This is a genomic window from Stappia sp. G46H5W, assembly GCF_058448995.1.
Genome location: NZ_JBZFLL010000003.1, coordinates 87,727 through 112,056 on the forward strand (window position 1 = coordinate 87,727; position 24,330 = coordinate 112,056).

The 24,330-nt window shown below is 67.5% G+C and carries 30 protein-coding genes; 21 read left to right on the top strand and 9 right to left on the bottom strand.

The window, feature by feature from the left end; all coding sequences use genetic code 11:
• Positions 1-144: 144 nt before the first annotated feature.
• Together ACVJ6E_RS10615 and ACVJ6E_RS10620 are read left to right on the top strand one after the other, a co-directional pair.
• Positions 145-624 carry an Lrp/AsnC family transcriptional regulator gene (locus ACVJ6E_RS10615; RefSeq protein ID WP_067216841.1) on the top strand — a complete coding sequence of 160 codons (480 nt, stop codon included), beginning with the start codon at positions 145-147 and terminating at the stop codon, positions 622-624.
• Between the two features lie 986 nt (positions 625-1,610).
• Complete coding sequence (locus ACVJ6E_RS10620; protein WP_120267331.1) at positions 1,611-2,066, top strand: GFA family protein; 456 nt, start codon at positions 1,611-1,613, stop codon at positions 2,064-2,066.
• Positions 2,067-2,281: 215 nt separating this feature from the next.
• Here the strand turns inward: ACVJ6E_RS10620 and ACVJ6E_RS10625 are convergent, their stop codons facing one another.
• Complete coding sequence (locus tag ACVJ6E_RS10625) at positions 2,282-3,547, bottom strand: NAD(P)/FAD-dependent oxidoreductase (protein WP_120267330.1); 1,266 nt, start codon at positions 3,545-3,547, stop codon at positions 2,282-2,284.
• Between the two features lie 130 nt (positions 3,548-3,677).
• Between ACVJ6E_RS10625 and ACVJ6E_RS10630 the strand changes: the two genes are divergently transcribed.
• The 7 genes from ACVJ6E_RS10630 to ACVJ6E_RS10660 all read left to right on the top strand — a co-directional run bounded on the left by ACVJ6E_RS10630 (position 3,678) and on the right by ACVJ6E_RS10660 (position 9,662).
• Positions 3,678-4,676, top strand: a complete 999-nt coding sequence (locus ACVJ6E_RS10630; protein ID WP_120267329.1) for a sodium:proton symporter — start codon at positions 3,678-3,680, stop codon at positions 4,674-4,676.
• 38 nt (positions 4,677-4,714) lie between these two features.
• Positions 4,715-5,518 (top strand): DUF2259 domain-containing protein, encoded by an 804-nt coding sequence (locus tag ACVJ6E_RS10635; protein WP_120267328.1) that lies wholly within the window; start codon positions 4,715-4,717, stop codon positions 5,516-5,518.
• A 116-nt stretch (positions 5,519-5,634) separates the two neighbouring features.
• The gene (gene rpe, locus ACVJ6E_RS10640; RefSeq protein ID WP_120267327.1) at positions 5,635-6,312 is read left to right on the top strand and encodes a ribulose-phosphate 3-epimerase; all 678 of its coding nucleotides are present in this window, start codon (positions 5,635-5,637) and stop codon (positions 6,310-6,312) included.
• Positions 6,313-6,460: 148 nt separating this feature from the next.
• Complete coding sequence (locus ACVJ6E_RS10645) at positions 6,461-6,934, top strand: hypothetical protein (protein ID WP_120267326.1); 474 nt, start codon at positions 6,461-6,463, stop codon at positions 6,932-6,934.
• Between the two features lie 44 nt (positions 6,935-6,978).
• On the top strand, positions 6,979-8,307 hold the full coding sequence (gene purB, locus ACVJ6E_RS10650; protein ID WP_120267325.1) for an adenylosuccinate lyase: 1,329 nt from the start codon (positions 6,979-6,981) through the stop codon (positions 8,305-8,307).
• A gap of 5 nt (positions 8,308-8,312) precedes the next feature.
• On the top strand, positions 8,313-9,065 hold the full coding sequence (locus ACVJ6E_RS10655; protein ID WP_120267324.1) for a metallophosphoesterase family protein: 753 nt from the start codon (positions 8,313-8,315) through the stop codon (positions 9,063-9,065).
• Between the two features lie 36 nt (positions 9,066-9,101).
• Positions 9,102-9,662: an alpha/beta hydrolase gene (locus ACVJ6E_RS10660; RefSeq protein ID WP_120267323.1), complete on the top strand. Its 561-nt coding sequence runs from the start codon at positions 9,102-9,104 to the stop codon at positions 9,660-9,662.
• Between the two features lie 6 nt (positions 9,663-9,668).
• Here the strand turns inward: ACVJ6E_RS10660 and ACVJ6E_RS10665 are convergent, their stop codons facing one another.
• Positions 9,669-9,989, bottom strand: coding sequence for a hypothetical protein (locus ACVJ6E_RS10665; RefSeq protein WP_147421808.1), 321 nt, complete (start codon positions 9,987-9,989; stop codon positions 9,669-9,671).
• A 376-nt stretch (positions 9,990-10,365) separates the two neighbouring features.
• Between ACVJ6E_RS10665 and ACVJ6E_RS10670 the strand changes: the two genes are divergently transcribed.
• Positions 10,366-11,043 carry a hypothetical protein gene (locus ACVJ6E_RS10670; protein ID WP_120267321.1) on the top strand — a complete coding sequence of 226 codons (678 nt, stop codon included), beginning with the start codon at positions 10,366-10,368 and terminating at the stop codon, positions 11,041-11,043.
• A 30-nt stretch (positions 11,044-11,073) separates the two neighbouring features.
• Here ACVJ6E_RS10670 and ACVJ6E_RS10675 read toward each other — a convergent pair whose 3' ends face one another.
• The 3 genes from ACVJ6E_RS10675 to ACVJ6E_RS10685 all read right to left on the bottom strand — a co-directional run bounded on the left by ACVJ6E_RS10675 (position 11,074) and on the right by ACVJ6E_RS10685 (position 12,754).
• Positions 11,074-11,289: a hypothetical protein gene (locus ACVJ6E_RS10675; RefSeq protein WP_067216874.1), complete on the bottom strand. Its 216-nt coding sequence runs from the start codon at positions 11,287-11,289 to the stop codon at positions 11,074-11,076.
• Between the two features lie 223 nt (positions 11,290-11,512).
• Positions 11,513-12,283, bottom strand: a complete 771-nt coding sequence (locus ACVJ6E_RS10680) for an aldolase/citrate lyase family protein (protein WP_120267320.1) — start codon at positions 12,281-12,283, stop codon at positions 11,513-11,515.
• A 147-nt stretch (positions 12,284-12,430) separates the two neighbouring features.
• The gene (locus ACVJ6E_RS10685; protein ID WP_120267319.1) at positions 12,431-12,754 is read right to left on the bottom strand and encodes a DUF1476 domain-containing protein; all 324 of its coding nucleotides are present in this window, start codon (positions 12,752-12,754) and stop codon (positions 12,431-12,433) included.
• A gap of 396 nt (positions 12,755-13,150) precedes the next feature.
• On the opposite strand from ACVJ6E_RS10685, the gene purC reads away from it, so the two are divergent.
• Positions 13,151-13,948 (top strand): phosphoribosylaminoimidazolesuccinocarboxamide synthase, encoded by a 798-nt coding sequence (gene purC / locus ACVJ6E_RS10690; RefSeq protein WP_067216881.1) that lies wholly within the window; start codon positions 13,151-13,153, stop codon positions 13,946-13,948.
• Positions 13,949-14,057: 109 nt separating this feature from the next.
• Here purC and ACVJ6E_RS10695 read toward each other — a convergent pair whose 3' ends face one another.
• Positions 14,058-14,822, bottom strand: coding sequence for an SDR family oxidoreductase (locus tag ACVJ6E_RS10695; RefSeq protein ID WP_120268298.1), 765 nt, complete (start codon positions 14,820-14,822; stop codon positions 14,058-14,060).
• A 174-nt stretch (positions 14,823-14,996) separates the two neighbouring features.
• On the opposite strand from ACVJ6E_RS10695, the gene ACVJ6E_RS10700 reads away from it, so the two are divergent.
• The 5 genes from ACVJ6E_RS10700 (at position 14,997) to ACVJ6E_RS10720 (ending at position 17,098) form a co-directional block, all read left to right on the top strand.
• The gene (locus ACVJ6E_RS10700; protein WP_120267318.1) at positions 14,997-15,545 is read left to right on the top strand and encodes a hypothetical protein; all 549 of its coding nucleotides are present in this window, start codon (positions 14,997-14,999) and stop codon (positions 15,543-15,545) included.
• Between the two features lie 157 nt (positions 15,546-15,702).
• Positions 15,703-15,942 carry a phosphoribosylformylglycinamidine synthase subunit PurS gene (purS, locus tag ACVJ6E_RS10705; protein ID WP_120267317.1) on the top strand — a complete coding sequence of 80 codons (240 nt, stop codon included), beginning with the start codon at positions 15,703-15,705 and terminating at the stop codon, positions 15,940-15,942.
• A gap of 43 nt (positions 15,943-15,985) precedes the next feature.
• On the top strand, positions 15,986-16,093 hold the full coding sequence (locus ACVJ6E_RS10710; RefSeq protein ID WP_199680979.1) for a phosphoribosylformylglycinamidine synthase-associated small membrane protein: 108 nt from the start codon (positions 15,986-15,988) through the stop codon (positions 16,091-16,093).
• A 38-nt stretch (positions 16,094-16,131) separates the two neighbouring features.
• Entirely contained in the window at positions 16,132-16,806 is a 675-nt protein-coding gene (purQ, locus tag ACVJ6E_RS10715; protein WP_120267316.1) for a phosphoribosylformylglycinamidine synthase subunit PurQ, read from the top strand.
• Between the two features lie 31 nt (positions 16,807-16,837).
• On the top strand, positions 16,838-17,098 hold the full coding sequence (locus ACVJ6E_RS10720) for a DUF2164 domain-containing protein (RefSeq protein WP_120267315.1): 261 nt from the start codon (positions 16,838-16,840) through the stop codon (positions 17,096-17,098).
• On the opposite strand, the gene ACVJ6E_RS10725 is transcribed toward ACVJ6E_RS10720, so the two are convergent.
• The gene (locus ACVJ6E_RS10725; protein ID WP_120267314.1) at positions 17,068-17,874 is read right to left on the bottom strand and encodes a helix-turn-helix transcriptional regulator; all 807 of its coding nucleotides are present in this window, start codon (positions 17,872-17,874) and stop codon (positions 17,068-17,070) included. The genes ACVJ6E_RS10720 and ACVJ6E_RS10725 overlap by 31 nt on opposite strands.
• A 116-nt stretch (positions 17,875-17,990) precedes the next feature.
• Between ACVJ6E_RS10725 and ACVJ6E_RS10730 the strand changes: the two genes are divergently transcribed.
• The gene (locus ACVJ6E_RS10730; protein ID WP_120267313.1) at positions 17,991-18,530 is read left to right on the top strand and encodes a peroxiredoxin-like family protein; all 540 of its coding nucleotides are present in this window, start codon (positions 17,991-17,993) and stop codon (positions 18,528-18,530) included.
• 9 nt (positions 18,531-18,539) lie between these two features.
• Here ACVJ6E_RS10730 and yegS read toward each other — a convergent pair whose 3' ends face one another.
• Positions 18,540-19,439, bottom strand: a complete 900-nt coding sequence (yegS, locus tag ACVJ6E_RS10735; protein WP_208996607.1) for a lipid kinase YegS — start codon at positions 19,437-19,439, stop codon at positions 18,540-18,542.
• 188 nt (positions 19,440-19,627) lie between these two features.
• Between yegS and purL the strand changes: the two genes are divergently transcribed.
• The 4 genes from purL to ACVJ6E_RS10755 all read left to right on the top strand — a co-directional run bounded on the left by purL (position 19,628) and on the right by ACVJ6E_RS10755 (position 23,022).
• Positions 19,628-21,826, top strand: a complete 2,199-nt coding sequence (gene purL / locus ACVJ6E_RS10740) for a phosphoribosylformylglycinamidine synthase subunit PurL (protein WP_120267312.1) — start codon at positions 19,628-19,630, stop codon at positions 21,824-21,826.
• Between the two features lie 77 nt (positions 21,827-21,903).
• The gene (locus ACVJ6E_RS10745) at positions 21,904-22,137 is read left to right on the top strand and encodes a BolA family protein (RefSeq protein ID WP_067216905.1); all 234 of its coding nucleotides are present in this window, start codon (positions 21,904-21,906) and stop codon (positions 22,135-22,137) included.
• Positions 22,138-22,205: 68 nt separating this feature from the next.
• Positions 22,206-22,538 carry a Grx4 family monothiol glutaredoxin gene (grxD, locus tag ACVJ6E_RS10750; RefSeq protein WP_120267311.1) on the top strand — a complete coding sequence of 111 codons (333 nt, stop codon included), beginning with the start codon at positions 22,206-22,208 and terminating at the stop codon, positions 22,536-22,538.
• A 199-nt stretch (positions 22,539-22,737) separates the two neighbouring features.
• The gene (locus ACVJ6E_RS10755) at positions 22,738-23,022 is read left to right on the top strand and encodes an antitermination protein (RefSeq protein WP_120267310.1); all 285 of its coding nucleotides are present in this window, start codon (positions 22,738-22,740) and stop codon (positions 23,020-23,022) included.
• Between the two features lie 15 nt (positions 23,023-23,037).
• Here the strand turns inward: ACVJ6E_RS10755 and ACVJ6E_RS10760 are convergent, their stop codons facing one another.
• A complete protein-coding gene (locus tag ACVJ6E_RS10760; protein WP_120267309.1) occupies positions 23,038-24,306 on the bottom strand; it encodes an Hsp70 family protein in 1,269 nt (422 codons plus the stop codon).
• Positions 24,307-24,330 lie beyond the last annotated feature (24 nt).

Sequence of the window (24,330 nt, forward strand, 5' to 3'; positions counted from 1 at the left end):
CGAGGGTCGCGCGCGAGGGGGCGTGAAGCGCCCGCACCCCGCGCAATCTGCTGGGACCCAATATGCTCCTTCTATGAGTGAAATTCTGTGCTATCGTGCCCGAAACAGACCCAAAAACCGCACGGAATTTCCCCTCGACAGCCCATGAGCGAAAAAAACCTTCTGGACCCGTCCGACATCCGCGTGCTGCAGATCATGCAGCGGGATGCCTCCCTCTCCATCGCCGAAATCGCCCGCGAGGCGGGCATGAGCCAGACCCCGTGCTGGCGCCGCATCAAGAAGCTCAAGGAGACCGGCGTGATCCGCCAGGTCGTCGCCGTGGTCGACCGGGAAGCGGTCGGGCTCGGCTTCGTCGCCTATGCCTTCGTCAAGCTGGCGGTGCCCAGCCGCGAGAACATGGAGACGTTCGACAAGCTGCTGCAGCGCTGGCCGGAAGTGGTGATCTGCGAGCGCATCACCGGCGCGGTCGACTACCTGATCAAGGTCGTCGCCAGCGACATCAAGGCCTATGACGACTTCCTGCGGCTGAAGCTGCTCGACAACACGCTGGTCTCCGACGTGCAATCGCGCATCGTCGTCAGCACGGTGAAGCACACGGTGGCGCTGCCGATTCGCGAGACGTGAGGGGGCGGGGACGGGTGCTGCTCCCGTTTCCTTTTCCCCGCCTCTCCTCGCGTCATCCCGGACGAGGCCGAGGGCCGAAGATCCGGGATCGGCGAGCCATGGCGGTCGTGGCATGTTTCCGAAGCGCACCTCACACGCCCTCGGCTCTCCGGCCCCGGCTCGGCGCTTGCGCGCCGTCCGGGGTGACGAAGAGAGGGGTTAGCGGGCTCTCGCGGCCGCTCTGGCAACCAATAGGCCCCGGATCTCGCGATGCTCGTCCGGGGTGACGGCAGAGGGGATGCGAGGCCGTGCCACTCTCTCAGGCCGTCATCCCGGGCAAGGCGCAGCCGGAGAGCCGGGACCCATTGGTACCCTCGGCAGGCATGAAGCGGAGGACGGGGCGGCGTAGCTCCCGCGCTCCCGCCTCTCCTCGCGTCATCCCGGACGAGGCCGAGGGCCGAAGATCCGGGATCGGCGAGCCACGGCGATCGTGGCATGTTTCCGAAGCGCACCTCACACGCCCTCGGCTCTCCGGCCCCGGCTCGGCGCTTGCGCGCCGTCCGGGGTGACGAAGGGAGGGGTTAGCGGACTCTCTCGGCCGCTCTGGAAACCAATAGGCCCCGGATCTCGCGATGCTCGTCCGGGGTGACGGCAGAGGGGATGCGAGGCCGTGCCACTCTCTTAGGCCGTCATCCCGGCCGCAGGCGAAGCCGGAGAGCCGGGACCCATTGGTACCCTCGGCAGGCATGAAGCAGAGGACGGGGCGGCGTAGCTCCCGCGCTCCCGCCTCTCCTCGCGTCATCCCGGGCAAGGCGCAGCCGCGACCCGGGACGACAGCGGAGGAGCAATGTGGGACCACCGTGTCCTCGCCTTCCCGCAGCCAATGGTCGCACCCGACTTGACCCTGCACGCGGACAGGGCACAGTGGCGGCGCGTGGGCGGTGCCCGTGCCGCCGCGATCGGGTGCGGCGAATTCGGGAAAACCCAGCTTGGGGAAGGACAGGACGATGGGACACAATGCCGGGCCGCTGACGGGCAGCTGCCGCTGCGGGGCAACCACGATCGCGATCACCGCCGATCCGGTGATGACCGCCGCCTGCCACTGCCGGGGCTGCCAGAAGATGAGCTCCAGCGCCTTTTCGCTGACCGCGATGGTGCCGGCCGAGGCGTTTTCCGTCACCGCCGGCGAGCCGGTGAAGGGCGGTATCCAGGGGCCGCAGCTCGACCACTATTTCTGCCCGCACTGCAAGACCTGGATGTTCACCCGCATCACCGGCTTCGAGGCAGTGGTCAACGTGCGCCCGACCATGTTCGACGACGACCGCTGGTCGCGCCCCTTCATGGAAACGATGACGGCGGAAAAGCTCGCCTGGGTCGAGCTGCCGGTCACGCGCAGCTACGAAGGCTTCCCGCCGCCGGAAGAGTTTCCCCAGCTGATCGCGGAGTTCGCCGCGCGCGACTGACGGGCAGCGCGCAGGCAAGGCCCCTGCCTGGCGTCATCCCGGACGAGGCCGGAAGGCCGAAGATCCGGGACCGGGGAGCCACGGCGGTTGCGGGTTCGATCCGGAGCGCGCCTCATACGCCCTCGGCTCTCCGGTCCCGGGTCGCGGCTACGCCTTGCCCGGGATGACGAAGAGAGACGTCGGCGCGTGAGCGGCACGGGAATGCGCGATAACGCCTAGGCGACCAGAAAACGCGAGGGCGAATAGGGCTGCGGGTCGGCCAGCGGCAGCATGTCGGTGACGAGGTCGGCCAACAGCCGCGCCATCGCCGGGGCCAGCGAAAAGCCGTCGCGCATGTGGCCGACCGACAGCCACAGGCCCGGCAGGCCGGGCAGTTCGCCCACGATGGGAAGCTGGTCGGGCACGAAAACGCGCAGGCCCGCGACCGGAACATCCTCCACCGCCGAACCGAGCGGCAGCAGCGCACGGGCCGTCGCGGTGGCCCGGTGAAGGGCATTGGCGCGCATCGGAACGCCGGACAGCGCGCGGGCCGTCGACATCAGCTCCGTGCCGCCGACCAGCCGCAACCCGCGCTCCATCGGCGTGAGGGTGAAGCCGCCCTCCTGATCTGTGACCGGCCGGGTCAGCGACACGCCGGAAACCGCGCGGAAATGGCGATGATAGGTGCGGCAGGCAGCCAGCGGCATGGACAGGCCGAAGCGCGCCAGCACCGGCGAGATGCCCGCCCCCAGCGCCAGCACCACGACCGGCGCTCCGACCTCGCCGCGCACGGTGCGCATCGCATAGCCCTGCCGCGTGTCGATGAGCGTGGCGGCATCGCCGATCTCCGTCTCACCGCCCCGTTCGCGGAACAGCCGCCCATAGGCCTTGGTCACGCCGCCGGGCGAGGACACCGACTGGCTCTCCGGCCAGTAGATCGCCGCTTCTTCCAGCGAGCGCAGATGTGGCTCAAGCCGGACGATCTCGACCGCGTCGAGATCCGCGTAAGACACGCCGAGGATGCGGGCGAAATGCCGGTCGATCTCGGCAAGCTCGCACACGCGCGGCGAGCGCAGCAGCTTGATCCAGCCGGTGCGACGGAAGAAGCGCAGGGCGCTGGCCGCCCGCGCCAGCGCCAGATGCTCGGCCGCCGCAACCGCCTGCAGCGGGGCCAGTGCCCGCGCGGCGCGCGCCACCGCCGCCGGTTGTGCCGCCAGCCGGCATTCGGAGAAGAAACGCGACAGATCGGGCAGCGAGCGCGAATCGATGCCGAAGCCCCGGCGCCGGGTCAACGCGCTGGCAAGGATCGCCGGAAGGGTCAGCGGCACGGGGAGCGGCGAGTAGCCATCGCAGCCGATCAGCCCGTCATTCCCGCGGGTTGCCTCCTCTCCCGGCGCATCGCGGTCGACGACGAGCACGCGCATGCCCCGCCCCTGCAGGTGCAGGGCGGCACTCGTGCCGGTGATGCCGGCGCCAAGGACGATCGCGTCGAAGCTGCGCATATGCTTTTCGACACCGTTCACAATCGCCTTGCAAGTGGAAGACGCTCTCCACGATACTCAAGGTCCTGAAATTGTTCCCGCCCGGCGCCGTTGCGGTGCCACACGCCTCCTTTTCCGGAAAGTGTCCGACATGCCGGCACTCGCCCTGCCGCTCACCCTTCTTGCCTGGCTCGGACGCCAGGGCACCCGGGCTGTTGCCATCAGCGCCCTGCTCGGCCTGGTGCTGCCGCCGCTCTCGGCCCTGTTCCGCCCGCTGGTCGAGGAAGCGATCTTCGTGTTGCTGGTGCTGGCCTTCCTGCGGGTCGATCCGGTCGCCGTCGTCGCCCATGTCCGCCGGCCGAAGCTGGTGGCCCTGTCGCTGGTGTGGATGCTGCTCGCCGTACCGCTCGCGGTGGGAGGGCTGCTGAAGCTCAGCGGCCTGACCGCCCTGCATCCCGACATCGCGCTGGCCGCCTTCATCGTCACCGCCGCCCCGCCGATCATGTCGGCACCGGCCTTCATCGCGCTGATCGGCCTCGACGGGGCGCTGTCGCTGGCGCTGGTCGGCTGCGGCATGCTGCTGACGCCGATCACCGCGCCGCTGATCGGCGGGCTGCTGCTCGGCGAGAGCCTGCCCATCGACGCCTTCGCGCTCGGCCTGCGCCTGACCGGGCTGCTCGCCGCCTCCGCCGGCATGGCGCTGCTGATTCGCCGCTTTGCCGGCAATGCCCGTGTCGTCGGTGCCAAGGAGCATATCGACGGGCTGAACGTCCTGATCCTGTTCATCTTCGCCGTAGCGGTGATGGACGGCGTCGCCGCGCGCTTCATGGCAGCTCCCCTGTTCACCCTGGCGGTGGCGGCGCTGACCTTCGCGGTCGCACTGACCCAGATGGGGGTGACGCTGCTGGTCTTCTCGCGGGTGCGCCGCGACCAGGGCTTCGTCATCGGCCACGCGGTCGGCAACCGCAACATGGGCCTGCTGGTCGCCGCGCTCGGCGGCACGCTGCCGGATCTCGCCTGGCTCTATTTCGGGCTCGGCCAGCTGCCGATCTACCTGCTGCCCTGGCTGCTCAAGCCGCTGGCCAACCGCATCGCCGCCGATCAGGCGGAACGTGACCGGGATCACGGAAGCGCCGCACCCGGCAGCTAGTGTGCACTCAAGGCAATCCTGCCTCGGGAACCTGGCCCATGCGCAATCGACCGACACAAAAAGCCACGCCCCTTGCCGCTGCCGCTCCGCTGGGGGCCGCCGCCGCTCCGCTGGGGGCCGCCGCTCTCGCCTTGCTGGTGACGCTGGGCACCACGCCGGCCTTTGCCGGCGACTACGCGCGGGTCGACGTGATGGGCTTTTCGGCAGATGGCAGCCGCTTCGCCTTCGAGGAATACGGCACGCAGGACGGCTCCGGCTTCCCCTATTCCAACATTTACGTGTTCGACGTCGACCGGGACGCCTGGCTCGGCAGCAGCCCGTTCCGCCGGCTCGACGAGGTGGGCGATGCAACGCCCGCACAGGCGCAGGCCGCACTGGAGCGCACCCGCGAGGCCAATCGCGAAGAGGCATGGGACCTGATCGTTTCGGCCGGGATTGCCGGCCGCGGCGACACGGTGGCGCACAACCCGCCGACCGAGCGCGGCGCCGATCCGCACCTGATGATCGCCTCGATGCGTCCGGAAGTGCCCGCCTTCGGCCCGCAGGTGGAATTGCGGCTGACCGAGCACGCCGTGGAGCGCCCGGCGCGCTGCCCGGACGGCTTCGGCGAGATGAAGGGCTTCCGCCTGACGCTGACGATTGAGGGCGAAACGCGGGTGCTCAACGACGATGCCCGCCTGCCGCAAAGCCGGGGCTGCGCGCTCGGCTACCGGATCGAGCGGCTGGCGCTGCACCACCCCGCGGACGGGGGCCCGACCGCCTTCGCGGTGCTGATCCTGGTGGAGCAGGTCGGCTTCGAGGGACCGGACGGGCGGCACCTGGCGATCACCGGGCGGCTTTAGGGCGCAGGATCGCGCGCGCCTGGGAGCTTGTGGCTCCCGGGAGCCTGTGATAGCGGCTTGCCCCAGATCAGCCCCCGGGTGATCACCCGGAACCCCAGCCATCGGAGCCGCCGCCCATGACCCGCCCCGTCGTCATTGCCCCGTCCATGCTCGCCTCGGACTTCTCCGCCTTCGGAAGGGAAGTGCGCGACGTGGTGGAGGCCGGCGCCGACTGGATCCATCTCGACGTGATGGACGGGCATTTCGTGCCCAATATCAGCTTCGGCCCCGACGTCATCAAGGCGATGCGCCGGCACACCGACAAGGTGTTCGACACGCATCTGATGATCGCCCCGTGCGATGCCTATCTGGAGGCCTTCGCCAAGGCCGGCTCCGACATCATCACCGTGCATGCCGAGGCCGGCCCGCATCTCGACCGCTCGCTGCAGGCAATCCGCGCACTCGGCAAGAAGGCCGGCGTCTCGCTGAACCCGGCAACGCCGGAAAGCGTCATCGAATACGTGCTCGACCGCCTCGACCTGGTGCTGGTGATGAGCGTCAATCCGGGCTTCGGCGGCCAGTCCTTCATCCCGGCGATGGTCGACAAGGTCGCCCGCATCAAGGCGATGATCGGCGACCGGCCGATCGACATCGAGGTCGACGGCGGCGTCACCGCGCAGACCGCGCCGCTGGTCGCCAAGGCCGGCGCCAACGTGCTCGTCGCCGGTTCGGCCGTGTTCAAGGGCGAGGGCGTTGCCGGCTACCGCGCCAATATCGAGGCGATCCGCAAGGCGGCCGACGAGGCCGCAGCCTGAGGCAGCCTGAGTTAGCCACCTCCCCTTCCGCTTGACCGGCCTCGCGGCGCAGCCGACAGTCGGCTTTTGAATCTGAAGTTCGTACAGAGCTTGCTGCCGAATGTGGCGAACTTCAGATTCGGGTGACCAGAACGGATGGACCTGCCACGTGCGACCGCTCGTCTTCGCCATCGCCTGGGCCGTGCTGATCTGCCTGACGGAGACCGCGCTCACCTTCTGGCGCGGTGAAGCCCTGACGGGCCGCTCGGCCGCGGTCGTCGCCGTCTTCACGGTGAGCGCCTTCCTCGGCGCCTTCTGCGCGTGGGGCACGGCGAGCCTGATGACCTTCCGCCGCCGCAAGGCCCGGCTGCCGGCGCGTTTCGCCGCGATGGTGCTGTCGCTGACGCTCGGCACCGCGGGCTTTTGCGCCGTGTTCTTCTTCCTGCAGCTGCGCTCCTATTATTCGGAATGGCACACCAGCACGATCTCCATGGAGATGTTCTGGCAGTTCGCCTTCACCGGCGCCTCGACCAGCTACATCTTCGCCGTGATGGGCGCCCGGCCGCTGCTGCCTTTCGTCTTCCTGCCCATGCTCGCCTTCTCCTGGTACTTCGCGCGCATTGAGCCCTCGCGCCGCGTCTGATAAGGAGCCGGCACACCCAGCCGCTGCCCGAGAAGGACACCCGCATGATCCCGCGCTATTCGCGGCCCGAAATGGTCGCCATCTGGTCTCCCGAGACGAAGTTCCGCATCTGGTTCGAGATCGAGGCCCATGCCTGCGACGCGCTCGCCGAGATCGGCGTGATCCCCAAGGAAGCCGCCCGCACGATCTGGGAGAAGGGCGGCGCCGCCACCTTCGACGTCGCCCGCATCGACGAGATCGAGCGCGAGACCAAGCACGACGTCATCGCCTTCCTGACGCACCTAGCCGAGATCGTCGGACCCGACGCCCGCTTCGTGCACCAGGGCATGACCTCGTCCGACGTGCTGGACACCTGCCTCAACGTGCAGCTGGCCCGCGCCGCCGACCTGCTGCTGGCCGATATCGACGCGCTGCTGGCCGCCCTCAAGCGCCGCGCCTTCGAGCACAAGGACACGGTCTGCATCGGCCGCTCGCACGGCATTCACGCCGAGCCGGTGACCTTCGGCCTGAAGATGGCCGAGGCCTATGCCGAGTTCGACCGCTGCCGCACGCGCCTGATCGCCGCCCGCGCCGAGGTCGCCACCTGCGCCATTTCCGGCGCCGTCGGCACCTTCGCCAATATCGATCCGCGCATCGAGGAACATGTCGCCAAGGCGATGGGCCTTGCCGTCGAGCCGGTCTCCACCCAGGTGATCCCGCGCGACCGCCACGCCATGTTCTTCGCGACGCTGGGCGTCATCGCCTCCTCGATCGAGCGCGTGGCGACCGAGATCCGCCACCTGCAGCGCACCGAGGTGCTGGAGGCGGAAGAGTACTTCTCGCCGGGCCAGAAGGGCTCCAGCGCCATGCCGCACAAGCGCAACCCGGTGCTGACCGAGAACCTGACCGGTCTTGCCCGCATGGTCCGCGCCTACGCGATGCCGGCGATGGAGAACGTCGCCCTGTGGCACGAGCGCGATATCTCGCACTCCTCCGTGGAACGGATGATCGGCCCGGACGCCACCGTGACGCTCGACTTCGCGCTGGCGCGCCTGACCAACGTCATCGACAAGCTGATGGTCTATCCCGAGCGCATGCTGGCCAACATGAACCGCCTCGGCGGCCTGGTGCACTCGCAGCGCATCCTGCTGGCGCTGACCCAGGCCGGCACCTCGCGCGAGGACGCCTACCGCCTGGTCCAGCGCAACGCCATGAAGGTCTGGGACAGCTACCAGAAGGACGGCAGCGCCGATGTCGACTTCCTGGAGGAGCTGCTGAACGACGCCGATGTGCGCGCCGCCCTGTCGGAAGAGGAGATCCGCTCGCGCTTCGACCTCGGCTACCACACCAAGGCCGTCGGCACGATCTTCGACCGGGTGTTCGGCAAGGCCTGACGGCAATGCGCATCGCCGTGCTTGCCGACATCCACGGAAATGCCGAAGCGCTCGAGGCGGTCGTTGCCGACCTCGAGCGCGAGGCTCCGGACGAGGTCGTCAATCTCGGCGATTGCCTGTCCGGTCCGCTCTGGCCGGAGCGGACCGCGACAATCCTGCGCAGCCTCGGCTGGCCGACCGTACGCGGCAATCACGACCGTGTGGTCGCCGCCGGCAACGTACCGCCGGCGAATCGCACAGACCACTTCACCCAGAACGATCTGTCCGCCGAAAGCCTCGCCTGGCTGCGGGCGCTACCCGCAACGCTGGAGCTGGATGGCGGCGCCATCCTGCTGTGCCACGGCACGCCGACACGCGACGACGTCTACCTGACGGAAGAGGTCGCGGGCGAGAGCACACGCCTGGCCGCGGAACAGGACATCGCCGCCCGTCTCGGCGAGACGGCTGCCCGGCTGGTCTGCTGCGGCCACACCCACATCCCCCGGCTTGTGCGCCTCGCCGCCTGCGGCCGCACGGTGCTCAATCCGGGCAGCGTCGGCCTGCCGGGCTATGCGGACGAGGCGCCGACGCCCCACCGGGTCGAGACGGGAAGTCCCCACGCGCGCTATGCGATGGTCGAACGCCGCCCCGAGGGCTGGCACTTCGAGATGAAGAGCATCATCTACGACTGGGAGAGCGCCGCCCGCGAGGCCGAGCGCAACGGCCGCCCCGACTGGGCCCGGCCGCTTCGCACGGGCTTTTACGGGCCGCTGGCGTAGACATCCCCCGCGAGACCGACGAGAGAGCACTGCCCCATGAAGATTTCCGAGACCGACATCCTGCTGCTGCCCGGCTACGGCGACACGCCGGCCGGCCACTGGATGCACCGCTGGTGCGAGAAGATGCCGACGGCGCGCATCGTCGCCCAGCGCAACTGGTTCCAGCCCGTGCTGAAGGAGTGGATCGACGCCTTGAAGGAGGCGGTCGCCGCCGCGGAGCGCCCGGTGGTGCTGGTCGGCCATTCGCTCGGCTCGATCACCGCCGTCCATGCCGCCCATGGCCACGGGCTCGACACGGACAAGATCAAGGCCGCCTTCCTGGTGGCGCCGACGGACCTGAACCGCGCCGAGCCGAAGCCCGCCTTCGACGCCGCCCAGTTCAGCAAGGTGCCGAAAGGTCCCCTGCCCTTCCGCGCCCGGGTGGTGGCCAGCCGCACCGACCCTTACTGCGCCTACGAGGTGGCCGAGCAGATGGCGAAGGATTGGGGCGCGCATTTCCAGGATGCGGGCGATGCCGGCCACATCAACCTGGAAAGCGGCCACGGCCCCTGGCCGGAAGGCCTGATGTCCTTCGCCTATCTGATGAAGGACCTGTGAGGGCGCTCACCGTCTCAACGTGAAACCGTTGATTTCGGACCCGTCGCACAGAATGATGCGATCATCGAAGTGATAGGCCTTGATCGCCTTCATCGTCGGGCCCCACCTCTCGGGCCCGATGGCGGTTACCTCGAATCTCGGCCCCGGGGTGCGCGACGATGCGCCGTACTGGACCTTGACCGCTTCGGAGCCCGGCTTGTCCGGGTAGTCCAGATAGGTCCAGTAGTAACGTCGCCAACTGTCGGATTTTCCCATGACCAGTCCCTGAGGATTGAAAGCGGGATCGGCCAGCCAGCATTCGAGCGAGCGCCGGTAGATATCGCTCAAGGCCAGCATCCGTTCGTCCGTGACCCGACCGCCCCAGACGCCCGAGAGATAGTTTGCTGAACCTATGGCTTCATCGAACTTGTCGAGCGATGTCCTGTTGACGCAAGACGCCAGAAAAACCGAGAGAAACAAAACAAAAAGAGATCTCACAACGCCCCCAAGTGGATTGATCCGCCAACAATTCTTTCGGCAGTAGCCCGCAATCGTTGACACCCAAACGCTACTTTCAATACACGATGATAAAGGATGCACAAGCCGGACGGGTGGCGCTGTCGCGACAATACGGACCCTGCTCGGACATTTTCGGTAGTGCGCTTGCCTGTGCAACGCCGGGCGCCAACCCGACATGCAACAGATCTTTCGACAGGGGTTTTTCATGAATTGCGACAGGTCCATCTTCCAAGCAACACTTCTGGTCGCACTGACGGCACTGACCGCCTGCGACGGTCCCGACCCCGAAGCCAAGGCGAGATACCGGGAAATCCGAACCGCTATCGACGACCGGAAGAGCACCTGCGGCAATACCGAGAACGATTCACCGGCGGCGCGCGCCATCGTGGAAAAGGACCGGCTGCGCGGCGTGACGCGCTACACGGAAGCAGATGCACCGGAGTTGATGGCCGACCGCACCAGCGTCTCCTACATGCCCGGCCACGGCACGCAGATCTCCTACACCTCGGCGGACGGTCGCTCCTGGCTCTGGTATCCCGGCAACCCCCGCATCCTGGAAGGGCGCTGGAAGCTGGACGACAGCAAGGACATGCTGCAGGTCTGCTACGACTACGGTCCCGGCACCTACAACCCGACGATGAAGGACGCGCCCGCCGGCTTCCAGTGCGGCAGCTTCCACAACCAGAAATTCTTCACGCTCGACACCAAGCGCGGCGACGTGTTCGGCCTTGCGACCGCGAAGGTCCTGAAGCCGCTGCCGCGCGATGCGGCCAAGCCCTATTCCCCCGGCTGCGCGCCGGCGAAAAAGCCGTTGCTGAAGAACGGCAAGCCGCCGCTCGACAACCTGCAGAACGACCTCAAGAGCTATATCGGCCGCGCCTGACGCGCTCGCCCGACCCTTTCCCGCGCGCCCTTACAAGGCGCGCGGCCGCGGCCCCATCATCGCGACGAGACGCCGGGCGACCAGCAGGGCCACCGGAACGGCGAGCAGCAGGCCGACACCGGCGAAGACGGCCAGCAGCCACGGCTCGAAGGCGTTGATGCCGTAAAAGGTCATCGGCACCAGCGCGAAGGCGCCGGCCAGGGTCGGACCGATGACGATGAAGAGGACGGCAGCTAGCTTCCACATGACAGACACTCCCGATCAAGGGTCGGGGGCGCGTCTTTCCCTCAAGCTCGCTGCCCCGTCACCATCTGCCATCCTAGTGCCCGGTCCGCCGGGGATAATGCGACACCCGACCTCATGGGGGTTTGCCCATTGGGGAGATTGCCCATCAGGGATTCCACGCATGAAAACGCCGCCCGGCAGGTGACCGGGCGGCGCATCGAGGAAATTCCGGAACGGGAGACCGTCAGTCCAGCTCGGCGAGCCTGGCCTTGGCCATCTCCAGCAGCATCGACATCTCGATGCCGTGGGAGATGAAGCGGAAGCCCATCTGGCGCGCCGACTTCGCATCCGCCGCGTTGTTGCAGAAGATGCCGGCGAACTTGCCGGCAGCACGCGCACGCTTTGCCACGTCGGCGGCGATGGTCTGGACCTTGTCGCTGCTGGGGTTGAGCTCGCGCCCTTCCGACAGGGTCAGCGACATGTCGCCCGGGCCGATGAAGACGCCGTCGAGGCCTTCCACCGCCAGGATCTCGTCGAGGGCATCCAGAGCGGCCGGCGTCTCGATCATGGCGAGGGCCACCGTCTCCTGGTTGGCCGAGGCAAGATACTCGGCCGGCGTCAGGCCCTGCAGCATGGCCGCGCGATGCGGGCCCCAGCTGCGCACGCCGACGGGCGGAAACTTGCTCGCCCCGACCAGCGCCAGCGCATCTTCCACCGTATTGACCATAGGCATGATCACCGCTTCGGCGCCCAGATCGAAGGCGCGGCTGGCGGTGGCGAAATCGTCGACCGGCGGACGCACGACCGCATGGGCACCGCCGAGGCGCGCAGCCGCGATGCCCTCGCGGATCGAGGCGATGTCATGGGCGCCGTGCTGCATGTCGAGCGTCACCGCGCCATACCCCGCGCGGCCCAGCAGCTCCGCCAGAACCGGCACGGCCATGGTCGACCAGGCGGTGATGACGGTCTCGTCGGCGCGAAGCCGGGCGGCAAGGGAGGGCTTGGTAACGGTCATGGCGGGGTTTTCCGAAATGGCGGGGTGGGAAGGGCCTTGAAACCGGGCCCGGCGGGCAGCGGTCCGCACCCTGGCGCGGACCTGCTCGTGTCTTGTGGGGGCTGAACGCGAAAGGGGCAGCGCGCCTGCGCTGCCCCCTCGGGTGTCTCAGCCTTCGTTCTGGATCTGCTCGACCGCCTGATGCAGCAGTTCGTCCATGGTCCGGCGGATCTGATGGTCCGACTGGTCGACGCCCGCGTCGGTGAAATCCTTGCGGATCTTGCGGAACACGTCTTCCTCGCCCGGCTCCTCGAAATCGGCGCGGACCACTTCCTTCGCGTAGTCCTGGGCCTTGTCGGCATCGAGGCCAAGCTTCTCGGCCGCCCACAGGCCCAGCAGCTTGTTGCGACGGGCCACCGCCTTGAAGCGCAGCTCCTCGTCGTGGGCGAACTTGGATTCAAAGGCCTCCTCGCGACGGTCGAAGGTGCTCATGCGTCAGTCTCCTGCCTTCTAGCGGTGGCGCCCTCAGGCGCTGAAATCGATTGCGGTGCCGCCATCATATGGGGATCCGATGAGCCCTTGCATATCCTTCGCGACCCACCAAATCAACGCGTATCGGTCGCACCGCTCCCGCTCGTCCAGACATCGCCCCGCGAGCGGGCCGCAGGACACCCTGCCGGGTCGCCGGGACCGCGTAAAATCTCTTCAGCGGCTTCATTGTACTTTACGGGGCGATCGTGTAGGTTCCGCGCCATCGAGCGGGGGGCCGAAAGCGCATCTGCCGTTCTCGCGCCCTTCCGATGACCGTCCCGACCCCGGCCACGGCCGAACGAGACATTGTCCGACAAAGGGCATGGGACCGCAGTCAACCGGAGCGTCTCCGCCAGTATGGATTTTCTTTCTCAAACACGGTACGTGCCTATGAACCGCCGCCGGCGCATTTACGAGGGCAAGGGCAAGATCCTCTATGAGGGCCCGGAACCCGGTACGCTCATCCAGCACTTCAAGGATGATGCAACTGCCTTCAACGCCAAGAAGCATGAGATTGTCGATGGCAAGGGGGTCCTGAACAACCGGATCTCCGAGTACATCTTCAACCATCTCAACGCGATCGGTATCCCGACCCACTTCATTCGCCGGATGAACATGCGCGAGCAGCTCATCCGCGAGGTCGAGATCATCCCGCTGGAAGTGGTTGTGCGCAACGTCGCCGCCGGCTCGCTGTCCAAGCGCCTCGGCATCGAGGAAGGCACGCAGCTGCCGCGGTCGATCATCGAGTTCTATTACAAGAACGACGCGCTCGACGACCCGATGGTCTCCGAGGAGCACATCACCGCCTTCGGATGGTGCACGCCCCAGGAGATGGACGACATCATGGCGCTGGCCATCCGCGTCAACGACTTCCTGACCGGCCTGTTCCTGGGCGTCGGCATCCGTCTCGTCGACTTCAAGATCGAGTGCGGCCGCCTGTGGGAAGGCGACATGATGCGCATCGTCGTCGCCGACGAGATCTCGCCGGACAGCTGCCGCCTGTGGGACATCCAGTCCAACGAGAAGATGGACAAGGACCGCTTCCGCCGCGACCTCGGCGGTATGCTGGAAGCCTACCAGGAAGTGGCCCGGCGCCTCGGCATCCTCAACGACAACGACCGGCCGAATGGCACAGGTCCGGTGCTCGTCAAGTAAGCTGCTCGTCAAGTAAGATCGCCGCGCGCCTCGCACGCACAAGACAAGGAAAGCCCCGACCGGAAACGGCCGGGGCTTTCGGCTTTTCGGGGAAGCCTTGCGCGCAAGGTCAGGTGCGGTTGATCGAGACGCCGCCGTCGACCAGCATCGCCGTGCCGGTGGTGAAGCTGGAGGCCGGCGAGGCGAGGTAGAGCGCGGTCCCGGCGACCTCCTGCGGCGAAGAAATGCGCTTGAGCGCATGCAGGCTCTCCACGAAGGCCAGCGCCTCCGGCGTCGAAGCGGCCTCGCGCCCCATCGGCGTGTCGATGCCGCCGGGCAGGATCGCGTTGACCCGGATCCCCTTCGCGCCGACCTCGGCCGCCAGCACCTTGGTCAGGCCGACGAGCCCGGCCTTGCTGGCGCCGTAGGCCGCCATGCCCGGCAGGCCGGCCGTATGGCCGACAAACGTGGACGTGAAGATCAGCGAGCCGCCGCCACGCTCCTCCATGGCCGGGATCTGGTATTTCGCCCCGAGGAACCCGCTGGTCAGGTTGGTGGCGAGCACCGTGTTCCAGTCGGCGAGCGACAGGGACGGCGCCGGCGCCATGGGGCCGATCATGCCCGCATTGTTGAAGGCGATGTCGAGCCCGCCGAAGCGGTCCTTCGCCAGATCGACCAGCGCCCTGGCATAGTCCTCCTCCTGCACGTCGCCGGCAAGCACGGCCGCCCGGCCGCCCGCCTGCTCGATCTCCCCGGCAACCTCCTCCAGCTCGCCCCGGCGCCGCGCGCCGAGAACGACGGCGCAGCCTTCCGCGGCGAAGAGCCGTGCTGTCGCAGCTCCCAGCCCGGAGCTCGCCCCGGTGATGATCGCGACCTTGTCTTCCAGTATCGGCATGAAACCCTCCATCGCCGTTGCAATGGCAGGCTTGGTAGGCGGGGAACGAGGGCCGCGACACCCGATTAGAGATTGCGGTCAGGCTTTTCTGCCGGCCAGGCGCACACCCGCGTTGCAACCCTCGGCTGAGGCCCTTAATCTGCCTGCGCATTGAAATGGATTGGGGAAATTGCAATGAAGGTTATGTCGGCCGGGAGCTCCTGGCAGAAGATTGTACTCGTCCTTTTCGCGGGCCTGATGCTCGCCGCATGCCAGACTAGCGGATTGAAATCCGGAGCGCTGAAGACCGACTTCCCGCCGGCGGGCTGGAAGACGCAACGCAGCGGCAACGATACCGCCTATTTCTGCACACGTCCGACCTGTAGCACCCCCCAGCTGGTGGTCATCTCGCCCACCCGCCAGAGGGGCAATGTCGAGGAAGCGATCAAGCGGAACATCATCAGCACTGCCCTTGTGGACGAGCTCTTCGATGTTCTGAAGGTGGCATCCCGCAAGCAGGTCAACGCATCCTCGACACGCAAGATCACCACCCCCACCTATTCGGGTTTCGAAAATCTGGTCACGCTTCGGGACAGGAATGGCAAGAAGCTCTATCTCGCCGTCCGCAATGTGATTCAGCGAGACCGCGGAATTGTGGTGACATCTGCTGCGACCTCGCCGGGCATCGCCAAGCGCAACCTCGCCCGCTTCTTCGCCCAGACGACCATCCAGCGCGTCCAGTAACCCCGCACGCCGCGATACCGGACCTCCTGGCGCGCGGCGGTTGGCCGCGCGTCGCAAAAGGGCTTTCATCGGGGGCGTCGTCGCGCTAGAAGCGGGCCAACTGCCCAGCCGGCGGACGCCAACGCGCGCCGGCGCCGACTTGCGGAGACATTCCCCGATGAAAGCACGCGTGACCGTTACCCTGAAATCCGGCGTCCTCGACCCGCAGGGCAAGGCGATCGAGGGTGGCCTTGCCGCGCTCGGCTTCGCCGGCGTCGACAGCGTGCGCCAGGGCAAGGTCTTCGATCTGGAGATCGGCGGCCGCGACGCGCAAACCGCGCGCGCCGATCTCGCCGCCATGTGCGAGAAGCTGCTCGCCAACACGGTGATCGAGAACTACGACATCGAGATCCTCTGACGGGATCGCCCGCAACGCGGGCAGCGAGACGCGGGAGGCCGGCATGGACGAAGACAGTGCCAGGGTCCTGCGTTTCCTGTTGATCAAGGCAGCGGTCTTCATCGCCCTGCCGGCCGCGCTGGCGCTCGCCGCCGCGCTGTTCCTGGTGTGAACCGATCCTGGTGTGATCCGAAAGGGAGTCCTCCCGCCATGAAGTCCGCCGTCGTCACCTTCCCCGGCTCGAATCGCGAGCGCGACATGATGCATGCGCTGGAGCTGGTCTCCGGCCGCAAGCCCGAAGCCGTGTGGCATGCCGATACCAGCCTGCCGGACGTCGATCTGGTCGTGCTGCCGGGCGGCTTTTCCTACGGCGACTACCTGCGCTCCGGCGCCATCGCGGCCCGCGCGCCGGTGATGGATGCGATCCGCGCCTTCGCCGCCCGCGGCGGCATGGTGCTCGGCGTGTGCAACGGCTTCCAGATGTTGACCGAGGCGGGCCTGCTGCCCGGCGCCCTGATGCGCAATGCGGGCCTGACCTTCGTCTGCCGCGAAGTGCAGCTGGAGACCGCCTCCACGGCCAACCGCTTCACCACCGGCATGCGCAAGGGCGAGACCTGGCGCTGCCCCGTCGCCCATCACGACGGCAACTATTTTGCGGATGCTGAGACCATCGCGCGGCTGGAGGGCGAGGATCGCGTCGCCTTCCGCTATGCGAGCGGCACCAACCCGAACGGCTCGATCAACGACATCGCCGGCATCACCAACGAGGTCGGCAACGTGCTCGGCATGATGCCGCACCCGGAAAACTACGTCGACGCGCAGCAGGCAAGCACCGACGGGCGCGCCTTCTTCGAGAGCATCTGCGGGGCCTTCGCCGCCGCCTGATGCGAAAGCGGCGAGACAGGGGAGACAACCGATGAGCCGTTCCGCCTCCGGGTCTCCCTTCAAGGCTGAGGAAAAGGCGGAACTCGCCCGCCGGCTGCGCGACTATCTGCGCGACGAACTCGGCGCCGAGGCCGGCATGCTGGAGACCGAGGCCTTTCTCGACTTCATCGCCGCCGAAATCGGCAACGCCTTCTACAATCGCGGCCTTTTCGATGCCCAGGTGGCGATTGCCGCCCGCCTGGAAGAGGCGACGGACGCGGTCTACGCGCTGGAAAAGCCCGCCCGGGCGTGATCGCTGGGCGGCTGGCCGAACTGCCGCGAATAGGCCCGGCTGAAGGCCGAGGCGCTGGAAAACCCGACACGGCCGGCAACGCTCTTCAACACCCCTCCCCGCGCAATCTCCTGCCGCGCAAGGCACAGCCGCCAGGCCTGCAGATAGGCGCCCGGCGTCTGGCCGACCGTGCGCCGGAAGCCGGTGGCGAAGGCGGTGCGCGACATGCCGCAGATCCCCGCCAGCTCCTCCAGCCGCCAGCGCCGCTCCGGCGCCTCGTGCATGGCGACCAGCGCCAGCATGATCTGCGGATGGCCGAGCCCGGCGATCAGCCCGTCCCGCGCCTGCCCGGTCTCGATGGCATGGCGCAGGAAGCGGATCACCACGATCTCGCACAGACGGTCGACGATGGCCTTGCCGCCGCAACGCGGGCTGGTCACCTCCTCGTGCAACACGGCGGCAACCGCCGCCAGCGCCGGGGCCTCGGTAAGATCGATGCAGACCTCCTCCGGCAGCGCGGTCGCAAGCGGCGAACCCGGTCCGCCGAGATCGACCCGTGCCGCGACCGCCAGGCGTCCCTGCAGCCGGCAGCCCTCTCGCGTGCCGTCGACACGGAACACCAGCCGCCGCAGCACCAGCGGCTCGTTCTCATCGAGGGTCTCGTCCCCCGTCAGCAACAGATGCGCCGGCTCGCCCGGCGGCAAGGCACTGCCCAGCACGCAGGCGGAAATACGGAACCGGTCGATCAGGGCCGACAGCCGGTCGACGCGCCCTTGCGGCATGCTGGCATCGTTCATTGAACTCTCGATCATGAAAAGCGGACTGAACTTTTCCGTTCATACATTATCTTGCACAGGCCAACAAGGATGGCCGGCGACGACCGCCCGCCAAGCAAAGTTTCGAAAGGACGCCCATGTCCCTGCTTCCCCGTCAGAAGGTTCCCGCTCTCGCGCTGGAGACGCTCGCTCACGGCCGCTTCGACCTTGCCGCCGAGGCCCCGGACTTCGCGACGCTCGTCGTCTTCTATCGCGGCCTGCACTGCCCGATCTGCGCCACCTACCTGAAGGAACTGGAGCGCCTGACGCCGGCCTTTGCCGAGCGCGGCGTGACGACGCTGGCCCTGTCCTCCGACGACAGGGAGCGAGCAGAGGCGATGGCAGAGAAGATCGGGGCGCAGGCCCTGCGCATCGGCTACGGCCTGCCGCTGCAGGTCGCCCGCGACTGGGGGCTCTACACGTCGGCCGGGCGCGGCACGACGTCCATCGGCATCGAGGAGCCGGAGCTCTTCTCCGAGCCGGGCGTGTTCCTGGTGCGGACTGACGGCACGCTCTACTTCGCCTCTGTGCAGACGATGCCCTTCGTGCGCCCTCATTTCCAGGAGATGGTCGGCGCACTCGATTTCGTGCGCAAGAACGACTATCCGGCGCGCGGCGAATACACCGGCGCAGTCTGACGCCGGGCCTTACTGCCCGGTGATGAAGCGCAAGGCTCCCGGCTCGACGGCAACCTCGAGCCGGCTTGCCGACATCGGCTCTCCGTCGAGGTTGATGGCCAGATCCTCCTCGGCCTCGATGGTCAGGCGGGTGAAGCTCGCCTTGCGGGCATAGCCGTCGAACTGGCTGTCGGCCTCGCGCAGCAGGCCGGACAGGAGCGTCACCAGATGCTCCGCCTCGGGCTGGGGAAACAGCGTCAGGTCGAGGCGGCCATCGTCGATACGCGCATCGGCGCAAAGCGGCACGCCGCCGCCGGCCAGCCGGCCGTTGCCGATGGCCATGGCGATGAAGTCGCCCTCCCAGGAAAATCCGTCGGCATTGAAGGTGGCGTGCATCGGCGTCAGCTCGCCGAGCCGGCTGGCACCGGCAATGAGATAGGCGGCGCCGCCGAGCAGGCGCTTGGCGCGCGGATCGGTCTCGCGGGTGATACGCGTGACCGAGCCTCCGCTCGCCACATTGACGAAGACCCGCCCGTTGATGCGCCCGACATCGATGGGCTGCGGCGTTCCGGTGGCGCACAGGTTCAGCGCGGCGACGAGATCGTGGACCGGCAGGCCGAGGCCGGTGGCAAAGTCGTTGGCCGTGCCCAGCGGCAACACGCCGAAGGCGCAGTCGGTGGCGGGATCGGCCTCCAGCGCCGCCGCGACCACCTGGTTCACCGTGCCGTCGCCGCCGCCGGCGACGATCACCTGCGGCCGCTCGCCCGGATCGCGCCGCACGGCTTCCTGCGCGAACTGCGTCGCATCGTCCCCGTCATAGGTCACCTGGACACGGACCTCGTGCCCTTCGGTGCGCAACCGCTCCACGGCCTCGCGCACGTCCTCGCGCTGGGAGGACTTGCCATTCAGGATCAGCAGGAGACGACGCATGCGGATGGTCCGTTCTGGTGTGGCGGAGGCAGGAGCTGCGGCGGAAGGAAGCGGATGGCCGACGATGGGGAGCATAAAGCGCGCCTTGTGGATAGATGGGAACGCGGAAGAGGCATGTCTACAATTCCCTTTGTCCCTCCGGTTTGCTAAACGGGCGGCATCTTCCGCTTTCGAGGTTGCAGGCCCCCATGATCCCCAACGACATCGCCATCACTCCCGAGCTCGTCGAGGCCCACGGCCTCAAGCCGGACGAGTACGATCGCATTCTGGCGCTGATCGGGCGGGAGCCGACATTTACCGAGCTCGGTATCTTCTCGGCCATGTGGAACGAGCACTGTTCCTACAAGTCGTCGAAGAAGTGGCTCAAGACCCTGCCGACCACCGGCCCCCGCGTCATCCAAGGCCCGGGCGAGAATGCCGGCGTGGTCGATATCGGCGACGGCGAGGTCGTGGTCTTTAAGATGGAAAGCCATAACCACCCCTCCTACATCGAGCCCTACCAGGGCGCTGCGACCGGCGTCGGCGGCATCCTGCGCGACGTCTTCACCATGGGCGCGCGGCCCGTGGCGGCGATGAACGCGCTGCGCTTCGGCGCGCCCGAGCATCCGCGCACGAAGCACCTCGTCTCCGGTGTCGTCGCGGGCGTTGGCGGCTACGGCAACTCCTTCGGTGTCCCAACGGTCGGCGGCGAGGTCGAGTTCCACGCGCGCTACAACGGCAACTGCCTGGTCAACGCCTTTGCCGCCGGCATCGCCCGCGCGGACGGCATCTTCCTGTCCAAGGCCGAGGGCGTCGGCCTGCCGGTCGTCTATCTCGGTGCCAAGACGGGCCGCGACGGCGTCGGCGGCGCCACCATGGCCTCTGCCGAGTTCGACGAGACCATCGAGGAGAAGCGCCCGACCGTGCAGGTCGGCGATCCCTTCACCGAAAAGTGCCTGCTGGAAGCCTGCCTGGAGCTGATGACGACCGGCGCGGTCGTCGCGATCCAGGACATGGGCGCCGCCGGCCTGACCTGCTCGGCCGTGGAAATGGGCGCCAAGGGCAATCTCGGCATCACGCTCGACCTCGACGCGGTGCCGGTGCGCGAGGAGCGCATGACCGCCTACGAGATGATGCTGTCGGAGAGCCAGGAGCGCATGCTCATGGTGCTCAAGCCCGAGAAGGAAGACGAGGCCAAGGCCATCTTCCGCAAGTGGGGGCTGGACTTCGCCATCGTCGGCATCACCACCGACACGCTGCGCTTCATCGTCAACCACCAGGGCGAGACCGTCGCCGACCTGCCGATCAAGGAGCTGGGCGACGAGGCGCCGGAATACGACCGTCCGTGGGTCGAAAGCCCCAAGCGCGAGGTGCTGGCCGCCAGCGCCATTGCCGAGCCGGACGACTATGCCGCCGCCCTCCTGACGCTCGTCGGCAATGCCAACGGCGCCTCGCGCCGCTGGGTCTACGAGCAGTACGACACCCTGGTGCAGGGCAACACGCTCGCCTCTCCGGGAGGCGATGCCGGCATCATCCGCGTCGGCACCGAGGGCAAGGCGCTGGCCTTCACCGTCGACGTGACCCCGCGCTATGTGGAAGCGGATCCCTTCGAGGGCGGCAAGCAGGCCATCGCCGAATGCTGGCGCAACCTGACGGCCGTCGGCGCCGAGCCGCTGGCCGCGACCGACAACCTGAACTTCGGCAATCCGGAGCGGCCCGAGATCATGGGTCAGCTGGTCGGGGCCATCAAGGGCATCGGCGAGGCCTGCCGCGAACTCGACTTCCCGATCGTCTCGGGCAACGTCTCGCTCTACAACGAGACCAGCGGCGAGGGAATCCTGCCGACCCCGGCCATCGGCGGCGTCGGCCTTCTGCCGGACCTGTCCCGCCGCGCGGCAGCAGCCTTTGCCAACGAGGGCGACGTGGTCGCGGTGATCGGCGGCCATGGCACGCATCTGGGCCAGAGCGCCTATCTGCGCGACATCCTGGGCCGCGAGGAAGGCGCACCGCCCCCGGTGGACCTTGCCGCCGAGCGCCGCCGCGGCGACTTCGTGCGCGATCTGATCCGCGCCGGGCGCGTCACCGCCGTCCACGACATCTCCTCCGGCGGCCTTGCCGTGGCGCTGGCCGAGATGGCCATGGCGGGCGACAAGGGCGCGCGGGTCAAGGTGCCCGCCCCGGCCCATGCCGCGCTGTTCGGCGAGGACCAGGGCCGCTACGTGCTGACCTTCAACACCGATGAGGCCGCCTCGGTGCTGGAGGATGCGCTCGACGCGGGGCTCGAGATCGTCGAGATCGGCCAGGTCGAGGGCAGCGATTTGACGGTTGAGGACATTCTCACCATATCCGTTGCAAAGCTGCGCGAGACCCACGAGACTTGGTTCCCGCACTACATGACGGGCGCCTGAGCGCCCGTCCTCGAACTTTGAGGGTATCGGGGCGGGCCGCCGGCATAGGCCGCCCCGGAGAGGGAAGGACGGAACGCATGGCAATGCAGGCGCGCGAGATCGAGGCTCTCATCAAGGAAGCCTTGCCCGATGCGCAGGTCGAAATCCGCGATCTCGCCGGTGACGGCGACCATTACGCCGCGGTGGTGATCTCCTCGGCATTCCAGGGCAAGACGCGGGTCCAGCAACACCAGATGGTCTACCAGGCGCTCAAGGGCAACATGGGCGGGGAGCTGCACGCGCTCGCCCTGCAGACCAGCGCTCCCGAGTAATCCGCAACAGGACACCGGGCATTCCACGGTCGCCGGACCTTGACCCGGCAGAACGAAAGGACAGTGACATGAGCATTCAGCAGTGGATCAAGAACGAGGTCGACACCAACGACGTCGTGCTGTTCATGAAGGGCACTCCGACCTTCCCGCAGTGCGGGTTCTCCGGTCAGGTCGTGCAGATCCTCGATTACGTCGGCGTGCCCTACAAGGGCATCAACGTGCTGGAGGACGACGAGCTGCGCCAGGGGATCAAGGAGTTCTCCCAGTGGCCGACCATTCCCCAGCTCTACGTGAAGGGCGAGTTCCTCGGCGGCTGCGACATCGTGCGCGAGATGTTCCAGAACCAGGAACTGCAGTCGCATTTCGCTGAAAAGGGCATCTCGACCCGTCAGTCCGCCTGATCAAACAGGTTAATAAAGAGTTAATAATGGGCGGATCGAAGTCGATCCGCCCTTTCTTTTTGCAAAAATTGTCGGCTAGGCAAATTTTGCCGAATCACTCACGATGAATGCCAGATGAACACGCATTTCAGGCTAGGATCAGTGAGAGGGTGCTAGTCCTCGGTTGAACAGGGGTTCCCGTCACCGAAAGGAACGACAGATGCGCATCGCAAAGCTTGCCGTTGCCGGTATCGCCCTCAGCCTGGGTCTCGGTCTTGCGACCATGGCGCAGGAATCGGATGCAGGCCTGCGCCGTATCTCCTGCGTGAACCTCACCGTCTTCGCCCCGTCAGCCAACGGCCTCAGCGATGCCGACACCTGCCGCGCCCATGGGGGCGTTGCGGCCAAGGGTGCCGCCGAAGCCTCCGCAGCTCTCGTCATCCTGGTGCGCAACCAGCCCGCCGGGTCCGACCACGGCCTGACCACCGCCAGCAACGGATCGTAGCCGCTTCCCCGCAGCTCAGCCCGATCCGTATTTGCGTGCAGCGTCGAGGGCGAGACCCGCCCCGACGCTGCCGAACACGTCGCCCTGCACCACCCTTGCGCCCGGCAGCAAGCCGGTCAGCCGCTCCCGCACAAAGGGCACCGACGCCGAGCCGCCGGTCAGGAACACCGAGGAGATATCCCCGGCCGCAACGCCCGCCTGTGCCAAGCACCCCGACAACGCCCCTTCCACGCCCGCAACCGCCTGGCTGATCGCGTCGATCAGATCGGACCGCGACACGTCCACATCGAGCGCGCCGCCACGCAGCGGGAACGCAAGCCGGTAGAGCTCCTCGTGCGACAGCGCGATCTTGGCGGCCTCCACCGCGCCGGCCAGCGCATGGCCCTGCCGCTCCGACACCACCGACATCAGCCGGTCGACCAGCTCCGGCCGGGCCGCATCCTGCCGCAGGTCCTTCAGCCGCGTGTCGATCTGCGGGGCGTAGAGGAAGTTGATCCGGTGCCAGGTGGCGAGCTCGAAATAGGCCCAGTTCGGCAGGTCGCGGCGCGGGTCGCGCGAGGGCGTGCCGTAGCCGAGTTCCGGCATCACCCGGGCAAGGCTGAGCAGCCGGTCGAAATCCGTGCCGCCGATGTGAATGCCGGTGCTGGCGAGAATGTCCTCGCGCCGGTCCGTCTTCGCCCGCCGCTCCGGCGACACGCGCACCACCGCAAAATCCGAGGTACCGCCGCCAAGGTCGACGATCACCGCCAGCTCCTCGCGCGTCACCGCGCGCTCATAGTCGAGCGCGGCGGCGATCGGCTCGAACTGGAAGGCGACGGAGGTAAACCCGACCTTGCGGGCAATGGCCTCCAGCTCCGCCTCGGCCCGCTTGTCGGCCTCGTCGTTCTCGTCGACGAAGCGCACGGGACGGCCGAGCACCACCTCCTCGAAGGCATGGCCGGCGGCCTGCTCGGCCCGGTGCTTCACCTGCGCCAGGTAAAGACCGATGATCTCGCCGAAGGTCCAGCGCTGCGCCCGGATCGTCGTCTTCTCGGACATGGTGCTGGAGCCGAGCACGCTTTTCAGCGCCCGCATCAGGCGTCCCTCGATGCCTTCCACATAGGTGGAGACCGCATCGCGCCCGAAGCGCACATGCGCATCCTCGAAGGAGAAGAAGATCGTGCTCGGCAGCACGACGCTGTCCCCCTCCAGCGGCAGCAGCCGCGCCGTGCCGTCCCCCTGGAGCAGCGAGGCGGTGGAGTTGGAGGTGCCGAAGTCGATGCCGCAAGGGCGAAGGCTGGTCATGGTCGGTTCCGGGTCGTGTCGTGT